Genomic DNA, 12,363 nt, shown 5'->3' on the forward strand with positions numbered 1-12,363 from the left:
AACATCCTCGTGGGGCTGCCCGACCGGGAGTTGGCCGTGCTGGTCTGTGCCCACAATGCCGACTTTTCGGCGACACAAAGTGCAAGATCGGCGCGGCGTCGGGTGGGGTCGGGTGGGGTGCGCGCGTTCCGGTGACGCGGGAGACCGGCGCACAGCCGACTGCCGTACCTTGACCTGCATGGGGCGGTTCGCGCAGTGGCGCGGGATGGTGCTGGAGCAGGGGCATCGGCTGCGCGGTGCGCTTCGGCGCCCGGAGGAGCTGGACGACCCGTTCGATCCGACGGGCAGTCTGAACCGCCTCGACGCGCTGGTGGAGGGCTTCGCCGCCGCTCAGCCGGTGCGGTGGAGCCTGGCCGGTCAACCCCGGCCGCTGCCGGGACCGGTCGACGCGGTGGCGTACCGGATCATCGAGGAATCGTTGACGAACGCGGGCCGGCACGCTCCCGGCGCGCCGGTCGCGGTCCGCCTGCGCTACGACGCCACGGGCATCACCATCGAGGTCCGCGACGAGGGCGCCGGCCCCCTGCCGTCCGGCGGTGGCAGCCAGGACGCCGGGCGGGGTCTGCTCGGGGTACGCAGGCGCGCGGAACGCCTCGGCGGCACGTTGTCCGCTGGCCCGCGCGCCGGTGGCGGCTTCACCGTGCGGGCTGCCCTGCCGGCGCCCGAGGAACTGGCCGAATGATGATCGCCCCGCAGGGCTTTCGCAATCGGGTGCCACGGAAATAGGGTGGGGGCGGCGACCGTGCTGGTGGCCGGTGACCCGGTGGGAGGCGCAACCCGCCGGGCCCAGGTGCGTCCGCACCCACCGGTGACCGCTCGGTGCCGTGTACGTCCGGTCACCCTCGCCCCGGTCCGCACCTGGAATCCCCCATGACAACAGGGGAGATGAACAATGGCGCGACCCATCACGCTCTTCACCGGCCAGTGGGCCGACCTGCCTTTCGAGGAGGTCTGCCGGCTCGCCTCCGAGTGGGGCTACGACGGTCTGGAGATCGCCTGCTGGGGCGACCACTTCGAGGTCGACAAGGCGCTCGCCGACGACTCGTACGTCGAGCGCAAGCGGGAGACCCTCGCGAAGCACAACCTTGAGGTCTTCACGATCTCCAACCACCTCGTTGGTCAGGCGGTCTGCGACCACCCGATCGACGAGCGGCACCAGGACATCCTGCCGGGCCGGATCTGGGGCGACGGGGAGCCCGAGGGGGTTCGTCAGCGGGCCGCCGAGGAGATCAAGGACACCGCGCGGGCGGCGGCGAAGCTCGGAGTGAAGACCGTCGTCGGCTTCACCGGCTCGTCGATCTGGCACACCCTGGCGATGTTCCCGCCGGTGCCGCCGGCGATGATCGAGCGCGGCTACCAGGACTTTGCCGACCGGTGGAACCCGATCCTCGACGTGTTCGACGAGGTCGGGGTGCGGTTCGCGCACGAGGTCCACCCCAGCGAGATCGCGTACGACTACTGGACGACCAAGCGGACGCTCGAGGCGATCGGCAACCGGCCCGCGTTCGGGCTGAACTGGGATCCGTCGCACTTCGTCTGGCAGGAGCTGGACCCGGTGAACTTCATCTTCGACTTCGCCGACCGGATCTACCACGTGGACTGCAAGGACGCGAAGGTGCGCACCGGCGACGGCCGGCGTGGCCGGCTCGCCTCGCACCTGCCCTGGGCCGACCTGCGCCGCGGGTGGGACTTCGTCTCCACCGGCCACGGCGACGTGCCCTGGGAGGACTGCTTCCGCGCGTTGAACGCGATCGGCTACACCGGCCCGATCTCGGTCGAGTGGGAAGACGCCGGTATGGACCGGCTGGTCGGCGCCCCGGAGGCGTTGCAGTTCGTCCGCCGGCTGGCCTTCGACGCACCGAGCGCGGCCTTCGACGCGGCGTTCAGCAGCAAGGACTGACCGCACGTCGGACAGACCACGGGCCGGTCGCCCTGCGGCGACCGGCCCGTCGACGTGCGATTGGTCAGAGCGTGCTGGCGTTCGTGCCCGAGCCGGACGGCTTGGTGCGGGGGTTGTTGGTGGACGACGGCGACCCGGAGGTCGTGCCGACCGTGCTGGTGCCCGCCTTGGCGCCCACGGTGGCGGGCGTGCCGGCGAACGCGTCGTCGGCGGCGGTCAGCTCCTGCGTACCGGTGCTGCCGTTACCGGTGCCCAGCTTCTCGCCCAGTTTGGTCTGGCCGAGCTTGTCCTTGCCCTCGCTGTAGAGCTTGTTGGCCTGGGCCTGCGCGACCCCGGCCGCCTCCTGGACGGTCGGGTGGTCGAGCACCTTGCGGCCCCGAACAACGAGCTCCTCGTACTTTTCCCGGCCGGCACGGGCGCCCAGGACGAATCCCGCAGCCAGCCCGCCAAGAAACATGATCTTTCCGCGCATGGCGGCTCCTTCCGTACCTGACGCGCCGTCGCCCCGGCGAGTTGCCCCGTCGGAAGGCGACCTGTTCGCGCCTGCGTCCTCTGTCCGCAGCTAACTACCCATCCTGCTCTCCGCTCAAGCATGCTTGTGCCGGGATGGCGATTTACCCCGATTGTCAATGCGTCGCGGGCCGTGACCTGTGCACCTTGATCATCGGCGGGTGCGGCGGAACCCACTGGACCGCAACCGGGGGATGTCCTGTATTCTTTTCCCGTCGCACGGCACCGGGGTGATCCGGGGCGCGCGGTGCACGATCCCCTGTAGCTCAATTGGCAGAGCAGCCGGCTGTTAACCGGCAGGTTATTGGTTCGAGTCCAATCGGGGGAGCTTCTCCACCCAACGCCCGTCGGCCTGATGCCGGCGGGCGTTCTCTTCGTACCACCCTTCGCCCTCTCCGCCTGTGCGCAGGGGTCGGCGTTCGAGACAGCAACTTCGGGGATGTTGCTGCCTCCCGCGTGCCTGAGGCAGCAACATCCCCGAAGTTGCGCCGATCTTGGTGCGGGGTGCGGGGCGGAATGAGGGGTTTGGCCCGCTAGGGGCCTCCGTGGCCGGCAGGATGGTCGATGTCGACTGAGGCTTTCGCTGCGTCGATTGATGCGTCGACCCCTGGGGTGAGTGCGGATGTCCGGACGTGGCGGCAGGGCCACGCTGATCGCGGTGGCGGTCGTGCTGGCCTGGCTGGTGATCGGCGGCGTGGCCGGGCCGTACGCCGGGCGGCTCAGCGAGGTCGCCACCAACGACAACGCCGCCTTCCTGCCCACCGACGCCGAGGCGACCCGCGCCCAGGACCTCACCGGCGACTTCGTCGACAGGCAGACCATTCCGGCGCTTGTCGTCTACGAACGGCCGACCGGGATCACCGACGCCGACCGGCAGCGGGTCAGCGCCGACGCCGCCCGGTTCGCCCAGGTGCCCGGCGTGCTCACCCCGTTGCCCCCACCCATCCCGAGCCAGGACGGCCAGGCCCTCCAGGTCGTCGTACCGGTGGACGACGCCGAGGGGGAGGAGATCGGCTCGGTCGTCGACCAGCTCCGCGACATCACCGGCGGGGACCGGGACGGGCTCACCGTGGACGTCTCCGGGCCCGCCGGCCTCCTCGCCGACCTGATCAAGGTCTTCTCCGCCATCGACGGGCCACTGCTGCTGGTCACCCTGGTGGTGGTGCTGATCATCCTGTTGGTGGTCTACCGCAGCCCGGTGCTCTGGGTCTTTCCGCTGCTCGCCGCCGGCATGTCGTACGCCCTGGCCTCGGTCTTCGTCTACCTGCTCGCCGACGCCGACGTGGTGAAGCTCAACGGGCAGGCGCAGGGCATCCTCACCGTGCTGGTCTTCGGTGCCGGCACCGACTACGCGCTGCTGCTGATCGCCCGCTACCGGGAGGAGTTGCACCGCCACGCCCGACCGTGGGACGCCATGCGGACCGCGTGGAAGGGCGCCGCGCCCGCCATCATCGCCTCCGGCGGTACCGTCATCGTCAGCCTGCTCTGCCTGCTGCTGTCGAGCCTCAACTCCAACCGGGCGCTCGGCCCGGTCGCCGCCATCGGCATCGCCGCCACCCTGTTGGTGATGCTCACCTTCCTGCCCGCGCTGCTGGTGCTCGGCGGCCGGTGGGCGTTCTGGCCGCGACGGCCCCGGGAGGACCAGGCCGACCCGCGCGCCGAGCACGGCATCTGGAGCCGCGTCGCCGGCTTCGTGGCCCGCCACGCCCGACCGATCTGGCTGAGCACCGCAGTCGTGCTCGCCGTCCTCACGTTGGGGCTCACCCAGCTCGGTGCCACCACGCTCGGGCAGTCCGACCTGTTCACCCAGCGCACCGACTCGGTGGACGGACAGGAGGTGATCTCCCGGCACTTCCCGGCCGGCACGGGCAGCCCCGCCACCATCTTCACCACCGAGCGGACCGCCCGGCAGGTCGCCCAGGTGGCGCAGGGCGTACCCGGCGTCGCCGACGTCCGCCCCCGCACCGCCGGCCCACAGACCGGCCCACCCAACCCGAACGCCGCCCCCAAGGTCGTCGACGGACGGGTGCAACTGGAGGCCACCCTGGCCGACCCACCCGACAGCGACGGGGCCGAGCGGACCATCCGGGAGCTGCGGGTGGCCGTACACCAGGTGCCCGGCGCGGACGCGGTGGTCGGCGGCTTCACGGCGATCAACGTGGACACCTCCGACGCCGCGAAGCGCGACCAGAACGTCATCATCCCGGTGGTGCTGGTGGTCATCGCGGTCATCCTGGCCCTGCTGCTGCGAGCGCTGCTCGCCCCGCTGCTGCTGATCGGCACCGTGCTGCTCAGTTTCGCGGCCACCCTCGGCCTCTGCGCGCTGCTGTTCCGGCACGTGTTCGACTTCCCCGGGGTGGACTCGTCGTTCCCGCTGTTCGCGTTCGTCTTCCTGGTCGCCCTCGGCATCGACTACAACATCTTCCTGATGAGCCGGGTCCGGGAGGAGTCGCTCAAGCGCGGCACCCGCGCCGGGGTGCTGGCCGGTCTCGCCGTCACCGGCGGCGTGATCACCTCCGCCGGCATCGTGCTCGCCGCGACCTTCTCCGCCCTCGCCGTCCTGCCGCTGGTGATCCTCGTCGAGTTGGGTACGGCGGTCGCGATCGGGGTACTGATCGACACGATCATCGTCCGGTCGCTGCTGGTGCCCGCGCTCGCGTACGACATCGGGCCGAAGATCTGGTGGCCGGGCCGGTTGTCCCGGACGAACGGTGAGCGGGAGGCGCGCGATGCTGGCTGAGACGGACGTGGTCATCGTCGGCGGTGGCCTCGCCGGCCTCGCCGCCGCCCGCCGGCTGCACCGCGCCGGCGTGCCCTGGCGGCTGCTGGAGGCCAGCGGCCGACTCGGCGGCCGGGTCGCCACCGACGTCGTCGACGGCTACCTCATCGACCGGGGCTTCCAGGTGCTCAACACCGCCTACCCGCAGCTCGGCACGCTGCTCGACACCGATCGGCTGCACCTCGGCTACTTCACCTCCGGCGTGCTGGTGCGCAAGGGCGACGACCTGCTGCGGCTGGTCAACCCGGTGCGGGAGCCGACCGGCGCCCCCGGCACCGCGCTCGCCGGAATCGGCACCCTGCTCGACCGGCTGCGCTTCGCCGCGCTCGCGACCGGCTGCGCCACCCTGCCGGTGTCCCGGCTGCTCAGCGCCCCGGAGACCAGCGCCGAGACGGCGCTGCGCCGGGCGGGCCTGTCCGACGCGATCATCGAGGAACTGTTGCGGCCGTTCCTGTCCGGTGTGTTCATCGACCGGGAGCTGGCCACCTCCAGCCACGTCCTCGCGATGGTGTTGCGCTCCTTCGCCCGCGGCCGCATCGGCCTGCCCGCCGAGGGCATGGCCGCGCTGCCCAGGGCCATCGCCGACCCGCTCCCCGCCGACCTGCTCGACCTGGACACCCCGGTCGCGCAGGTCGCGCCCGGCCGGGTCGGCACCCAGGCCGGCGACATCACCTGCCGGGCCGTCGTGGTCGCCGTCGACCCGCCCGCCGCGCCCGCGCTGCTGCCGGCCCTGGCGACGGTACGCATGCACAGCTACACCACCTACTACCACAGCGCACCGGAACCGCCGCTCACCGAACCGATCCTGCTCGTCGACGGCGACCGACGGGAGATCGTGGCGAACACGGTGGTGCTCAGCAACGCCGCGCCGACGTACGCGCCCGCCGGGCGGCACCTCGTGGCCACCTCGGTGGTCGGCCCGACCGCGCCACCCGAGCCGGCCATCCGGGCCGAGTTGACCCGGCTGTACGGCCGATCCACCGCCGACTGGACCCACCTCACCACCGTGGCCGTGCCGCAGGCGCTGCCCGCCGCACCGCCACCGCAGGGACGGCTGCGCAAGCCCGTGTCGTTGGGGGAGGGCCTCTTCGTGGCCGGTGACCACCGGGACAGCCCATCGATCCAGGGCGCTCTCGCCAGCGGCTGGCGCGCGGCCGGCGCCGTGCTTGAGGAGCTGCGCGCCGGCTGACCGGCGTACCCGAGCACGCTGTTATATTCCTGTAGCCCATCGTGCTGGCGCAGGCGTGGGCACCGGCCGGCACGGTGCTGGCTGCTGATCGCCGAGCGGGATAAGATCCGGCGCGGTGTTTCGGGGCGGTAGCTCAGCCGGTTAGAGCAGGGGACTCATAATCCCTCGGTCGCGGGTTCGAGTCCCGCCCGCCCCACCAGCCAAAACGCGACCTGCCCCTGACCTCACGGTCAGGGGCCGACTTCGTTGTGGGTCGATGGAATCAAGATCAAGGGTGTACTTCAGGGGGTACCTGGCCTCCGAAGCAAGGTCGTTCCCATCGTGTCCGTGGCCCTTCTTCGCCAACTCCGACGCCGCGTGCACGTAGCCCCGCGTCACCTGAATCGCCGAGTGCCGCAGCACCTCCTGCACGACCTCGATCGGCACGCCCTGCGCGATCATCAGCGACGCCGCGGTGTGCCGGCCGTCGTGCACTCGCGTCGCCGGCACGCCAGCGGCCTTGCACAGCGCCTTCCATTCCGCCCAGTCCCGCGCCGGGTCGATCGGCGACCCGTCGAGGTCTGCGAACATCCCAGACCTCTCCGCTGCGGCATGGCGAAGCCCACGTACGACGACAACAACGGCGGTGCCCGCATCGACAGTCGCCATCCTCGACTGCGTCGTTCCGTAGGCGACAGCAAGAATCTCGGTGGCGGGAGCATCCAGTCCACGACGGGCCACTAACTCCGCTTCATGTGGGTATCAAGGCGCCACTGCTGCGGCGTGAGACCACGGCGACCTCCGCAGCCGGGCATCGCAGCGACCGCCGCTGGTCGGTCTGCCACCCAGCCTGATGCAGTCAGCTCAGGGTGAGCCCCAAAGGTGCCGACAGTCGCAGGCCGCACTCGTATCAGGGCGGTCGGTAGCAGTAGAGTGCCTACTTTCGGTGTGATCCTCTCGGCGGGTGGGCTGCTCGCCGACGACTCGGACGGGAATCGAAGCGCAGTGACGACCGTGCACGACGTCATCAAGGCGATCCGCGACAACTCGACCACCAACCGAGATCGCGGCACTGGCTTCGAGGAGTTGATGCTCAAGTACCTCAGCATCGACCCGCAGTGGACCGAGCAGTTCAGCCGGGTCTGGATGTGGGCCGACTGGCCCGGGGCGGCGCACGACCGCCGAGACACGGGCATCGACCTGGTTGCCCTCGACCGGGAGACGGGCGGCTACTGCGCGATTCAGTGCAAGTTCTACGAGCCGCACCACACCGTAGAGAAAGCGGACATCGACTCGTTCTTCACCGCGTCCGGCAAGGGTGGCTTCACTCGCCGTCTGATCATCTCGACGACGGAGAAGTGGAACGTCCACGCCGAGGCGGCGCTCGCCGACCAGCAGATCCCTGTCACACGGGTCGGGCTCGTCGAGATCTCGCAGAGCCCGGTCGAGTGGCATATCCCCAGCTACGGCCATCAGCCCGATCTGACGCTGCGGGCCAAGAAGACACCGCGTCCGCATCAGCGTGAGGCTATCGAGGACGTCTTCACCGGCCTCACCCAGCACGATCGCGGCAAGCTGATCATGGCGTGCGGGACGGGCAAGACGTTCACCAGCCTGAAGATCGCCGAACGGCTACAGAGCGAGCGTGCCGCCCTAGGAACGGGCGAGCACACCAATGTCCTGTTCCTGGTCCCCTCCATCGCGCTGCTATCGCAGAGCTTGCGGGAGTGGTCGTACGAGTCCGAGGTGACGCTGCGCGCGTTCGCGGTGTGCTCGGACGCGAAGGTCGGCAAGCAACAGCCCGCAGGCGACGACAAGGACATGGCCACCTACGACCTGGCCCTGCCCGCCACCACAGACCCGGCTCGACTGATCGAGCAGATGACCAGCGTGGCGGAGCACCCGGGGCTGACAGTCGTCTTCTCCACCTACCAGTCCATCGCCACCGTCGCTGCGGCCCAGCAGCAGGGCCTGCCGCGTTTCGACTTGATCCTGTGCGACGAGGCCCACCGCACGACCGGCGTCACGCTGGCCGGTCAGGACGAGTCGGCGTTCGTCCGGATCCACGACGACACCTATATTGGTGGCGATCGTCGCCTCTACATGACCGCCACCCCGCGGATCTACAACGAGGACACCAAGGCTGAGGCCCGCAACGCGGACGCGCTGCTCGCTTCCATGGACGACGAAGCCACCTACGGTCCAGAGTTCCACCGCCTGGGCTTCGGTAAGGCCGTTGAGCGGGGTCTGCTCACCGACTACAAGGTCCTCATCCTCACCGTGGATGAGGGCAGGGTCGCCAAGACGCTGCAGCGAGGTCTGGCCGGTGGAGACTCCGAGCTGAGACTCGACGACGCCGCGAAGATCATCGGCTGTTGGAACGCGATGGCGAAGCGCACCGGCACGTTCGCCGACGGCTCCGGGTTCGCCGAAGGCGAGGCACCTATGAAGCGGGCCGTCGCGTTCGCACGCTCCATCGCCGACTCCACCGCGATCGCCAAGCGCTTCAACGACGTGGTCGACGCCTACGACGACGCCGATGACGAGGTGCTGCGCTGCGAGGTCGAGCACGTCGATGGCACCTTCAACATGCTGCGCCGCAACAAGCTGCTGGACTGGCTGAAGCAGGATCCCGGCCCGGCCAACGCGCGCATCCTGTCGAACGCTCGCTGCCTTTCCGAGGGCGTGGACGTGCCGAGCCTGGACGCCGTTCTGTTCCTCCACCCCCGCAACTCGGTCGTGGACGTCGTCCAGTCAGTCGGGCGGGTCATGCGCCTCGCGTCCGGCAAGAACTACGGCTACATCATTCTGCCGGTCGCCATCCCCGCCGGGATGGCGCCAGAGAAGGCACTCGCCGACAACCAGCGTTTCAAGACGGTCTGGCAGGTCCTCCAAGCGCTACGCGCCCACGACGACCGGTTCAACGCCACCGTCAACCAGATCGAGCTGAACAAGAATAAGCCCGACAACAAGATCGGCATCGGCAACATCGGTCCGGGTGACGAGTCGGTCGGCGACCGCGACGGATCGAGTACGGACTCCAGCGCCGAGGCCGCGAAGGCGAAGGAAGCCCAGAGCGCCAAGCACGTCCAGGAAGCCCTCTTCTCCGTCACGGACTGGCGGGAGGCGATCTACGCCCGCATCGTCGACAAGGTCGGCCAGCGGCAGTACTGGGAAGACTGGGCCCGCGACATCGCCCAGATCGCTGACCGGCACGTCACCCGGATCAGGGCCGCCCTGACGCTGCCCGACAAGCGCAACGCCTTCGAGGAGTTCCTCGACGAACTTCGGGTCAACATCAACCCCGGCGTCAACGAGACCGACGCCATCGACATGCTCGCCCAGCACATCGTCACCAAGCCGGTCTTCGACGCGCTGTTCAAGGATTACGGCTTCGCCGAGCACAACCCCGTCTCCAAGGCCATGCAGCGCATGCTCGACATCCTTGACGACCAAGGGCTCGACGCCGAGAGCAAGAAACTCGACGAGTTCTACCAGTCGGTGCGGGTGCGCGCCGAGGGCATCGACAACCACGAAGGCCGGCAACGCGTCATCATCGAGCTGTACGACAAGTTCTTCAAGACAGCTCTGCCCAAGACTGCCGACGCCCTCGGCATCGTCTATACCCCCGTCGAGGTCGTCGATTTCATCATCCGGTCCACGGAACAGGCGCTGAACAAGCACTTCGGCCGCTCACTGTCGGACGAGGGTGTGCAGATCATCGACCCGTTCGTCGGCACCGGCACCTTTCCCGTCCGCCTCCTCCAGTCCGGCGTTGTCAAACCTGAGGATCTGCTCCGCAAGTACACGAGCGAGCTGCACGCCAACGAGATAGTGCTGCTCGCCTACTACATCGCCGCCGTGAACATCGAAGCAGCGTTCCACGACCTGAGCGGCGGCGACTACCGGCCCTTCGAAGGCATCGTGCTCACCGACACCTTCCAGCTCGCCGAGGGGACCGCGAAGCTCGACGGCCTTGACGTCCTCGAAGGCAACAGCGAGCGCGCCAAGAAACAACAAAAGCAGAAGATTACAGTAATAATCGGCAACCCGCCCTACTTCGGCGGCCAGGATCGCGCAAACGACAATAACCAAAACATGAAGTATGAAGTGCTGGATCAGCGTATTGCAGAGACTTACGTCGCGGCTTCTACGGCTACGCTGAAGACTTCGCTTTACAACTCCTATATCCGAGCCATCCGCTGGGCCTCCGACCGGATCGAGGATGAAGGTGTTGTGGCATTCGTCTCCAACGGTGGGTATATTGACGACAATTCGGCAGATGGTCTTCGCAAGTCTTTAGCCAACGAATTCGACACGATTTACTGCTACAACCTTCGCGGGAACCAGCGGACGAGCGGTGAGCAGTCGCGCCGAGAAGGCGGTAAGATTTTCGGGTCAGGCAGCCGGAATACTGTCGCAGTTCTACTTTTGATCAAGGGTGGCAGAAGTGTTGCGACCAATGAATGCGCGCTCTACTATCGGGATATTGGCGACTATCTGAGTCGCGAAGATAAGCTACGTATCGTTGGTGGTCAGGGTCTCGACACTGTCGATTGGCAACGCCTTGCGCCCAACCAATCGGGTGACTGGATCAATCTGAGAGACGAGCGTTTTGCGTCTTTTCAGGCCCTAGCCGGGAAGGAGTCTAACGACAGACAGAGCGCCATTTTCGAGCTGTACTCCAGTGGCCTTAAGACTGGTCGAGACGCTTGGGCATACAACTTTTCCGACCGACAGCTAAAGACCAACATGCGGTCGATGATTGACTTTTACAACTCTCAGGTTAGAGGATTCTTGCAGTATTGCAAGAAGGAAGGTATAACCTCCCCCAAGGGTTCACATGCGGATGAGTACATCGACTTGGACCCGAAAAGGATTAGCTGGGACCGGGCAGATAAAGTTCGCATCGCCAAAGGCGAAGAGTACAGCTTTGACGATCGCCGTATCTTTATATCGACATACCGGCCATTCACTAGGCAGCGAGCCTATTTTGATCCGAAGCTAAACAACACCGTTTACCAGCTTCCCCGAATCTTCCCCTCGGCCCAACATGCCAATATCGGGTTCTACGTCACCGGTGCAGGTTCAGAGGAGCCGTTCTCGGTCCTGATGGTGGACGCCGCCCCCGACCTGCATGCAGTGGGCACGAAGAGCGTCGGGCCACTCTTCGCTCGCTATTTCTATCGGGAGCGCGGAAAAGGTGATGATCTCTTTTCGGCATTAGAAGACGAGGTCGGCCACGATCGCATTGACAATATTACCGATGCGGCCCTTCATGGCTACCGCAAAACTTACGGTGATGCTGCGATCAGCAAGGATGACATCTTCTACTACTCCTATGGCCTACTTCACTCTCCACAGTACCGGAAGTGGTTCGCGGCGGACTTGAAAAAGTCGCTGCCGCGCATCCCAAAGGCGGCCGACTTCCGAGGTTTCGCCCAAGCCGGCCGTACGCTCGCCGAACTGCATATCGGCTATGAGCAGGCGGAGCCGTATAAGGGCGTCGCCGTGACAGTCGCGGGTGAAATGTCTACTACCCCGTTGGACGAGCTATTTCGGGTGACCAAGATGAGGTTCCGGAGGGAGAAGGGCGTGGTAGACCGTTCGACAATCCACTACAACCACCGCGTCACCCTCACCGGCATCCCAGAGGAGGCGTACCGCTACCAGCTTGGTGGTCGCTCGGGGATCGAGTGGCTAATCGACAGGTATCGGGTCAAGGTCGACAAGGACTCCGGCATCATCAACGACCCGAACGACTGGTCCGACGATCCCCGCTACATCATCGACCTGGTCATGCGGATCGTCACGGTGAGCGTGCAGACGATGAAGATCGTGGACGACCTGCCCGATCTTGAGATCTTAGACTGAGCGCGGGGACCGGGCTGGAGCAATAGGTCCAGCTCTTGCGCTTGGCCCATATAGCCGGGCACGAGAGGGCCGGACACCGTTATCCGGCTCTCTCGTCGCCGGTTCACTCGAAGGGTCGCAACCGAGATCGCA

6 protein-coding genes, 2 tRNA genes and 1 pseudogene are annotated in these 12,363 nt (G+C 67.0%); 7 read left to right on the forward strand and 2 right to left on the reverse strand.

Features of this window, described 5'->3' with window-relative positions; genetic code table 11:
* The first annotated feature begins 178 nt into the window (after nt 1-178).
* Both AB0C01_RS14435 and AB0C01_RS14440 read left to right on the forward strand, forming a co-directional pair.
* A complete protein-coding gene (locus AB0C01_RS14435; RefSeq protein ID WP_357571342.1) occupies nt 179-682 on the forward strand; it encodes an ATP-binding protein in 504 nt (167 codons plus the stop codon).
* 210 nt (nt 683-892) lie between these two features.
* Nucleotides 893-1,900, forward strand: coding sequence for a sugar phosphate isomerase/epimerase family protein (locus tag AB0C01_RS14440; RefSeq protein ID WP_112623875.1), 1,008 nt, complete (start codon nt 893-895; stop codon nt 1,898-1,900).
* A 64-nt stretch (nt 1,901-1,964) separates the two neighbouring features.
* Here the strand turns inward: AB0C01_RS14440 and AB0C01_RS14445 are convergent, their stop codons facing one another.
* Entirely contained in the window at nt 1,965-2,372 is a 408-nt protein-coding gene (locus AB0C01_RS14445) for a hypothetical protein (protein WP_357244700.1), read from the reverse strand.
* A 293-nt stretch (nt 2,373-2,665) separates the two neighbouring features.
* Between AB0C01_RS14445 and AB0C01_RS14450 the strand changes: the two genes are divergently transcribed.
* The 4 genes from AB0C01_RS14450 to AB0C01_RS14465 all read left to right on the forward strand — a co-directional run bounded on the left by AB0C01_RS14450 (nt 2,666) and on the right by AB0C01_RS14465 (nt 6,577).
* Nucleotides 2,666-2,738 (forward strand) — tRNA-Asn (locus AB0C01_RS14450).
* Nucleotides 2,739-3,032: 294 nt separating this feature from the next.
* Nucleotides 3,033-5,150: an MMPL family transporter gene (locus tag AB0C01_RS14455; protein ID WP_357571343.1), complete on the forward strand. Its 2,118-nt coding sequence runs from the start codon at nt 3,033-3,035 to the stop codon at nt 5,148-5,150.
* Nucleotides 5,140-6,378, forward strand: coding sequence for an NAD(P)/FAD-dependent oxidoreductase (locus AB0C01_RS14460; RefSeq protein ID WP_357571344.1), 1,239 nt, complete (start codon nt 5,140-5,142; stop codon nt 6,376-6,378). The genes AB0C01_RS14455 and AB0C01_RS14460 overlap by 11 nt, the downstream gene beginning before the upstream one ends.
* 122 nt (nt 6,379-6,500) lie before the next feature.
* A tRNA-Ile gene (locus tag AB0C01_RS14465) sits at nt 6,501-6,577 on the forward strand.
* Between the two features lie 212 nt (nt 6,578-6,789).
* On the opposite strand, the pseudogene AB0C01_RS14470 reads toward AB0C01_RS14465, so the two are convergent.
* Nucleotides 6,790-7,026, reverse strand: a pseudogene (locus AB0C01_RS14470) (hypothetical protein); the annotation flags it as partial.
* Nucleotides 7,027-7,305: 279 nt separating this feature from the next.
* Between AB0C01_RS14470 and AB0C01_RS14475 the strand changes: the two are divergent.
* Nucleotides 7,306-12,231 (forward strand): type ISP restriction/modification enzyme, encoded by a 4,926-nt coding sequence (locus AB0C01_RS14475; protein WP_357571345.1) that lies wholly within the window; start codon nt 7,306-7,308, stop codon nt 12,229-12,231.
* Nucleotides 12,232-12,363 lie beyond the last annotated feature (132 nt).

It is taken from the genome of Micromonospora sp. NPDC048905, from assembly GCF_040649655.1.
Lineage (GTDB): Bacteria > Actinomycetota > Actinomycetes > Mycobacteriales > Micromonosporaceae > Micromonospora.

Bases quoted from the DNA above. Each gene is read 5' to 3' on its own strand.
- AB0C01_RS14455 (WP_357571343.1), top strand. From the start codon at position 3,033: ATGTCCGGACGTGGCGGCAGGGCCACGCTGATCGCGGTGGCGGTCGTG.
- AB0C01_RS14435 (WP_357571342.1), top strand. From the start codon at position 179: ATGGGGCGGTTCGCGCAGTGGCGCGGGATGGTGCTGGAGCAGGGGCAT.
- AB0C01_RS14460 (WP_357571344.1), top strand. From the start codon at position 5,140: ATGCTGGCTGAGACGGACGTGGTCATCGTCGGCGGTGGCCTCGCCGGC.
- AB0C01_RS14440 (WP_112623875.1), top strand. From the start codon at position 893: ATGGCGCGACCCATCACGCTCTTCACCGGCCAGTGGGCCGACCTGCCT.
- AB0C01_RS14445 (WP_357244700.1), bottom strand. From the start codon at position 2,372: ATGCGCGGAAAGATCATGTTTCTTGGCGGGCTGGCTGCGGGATTCGTC.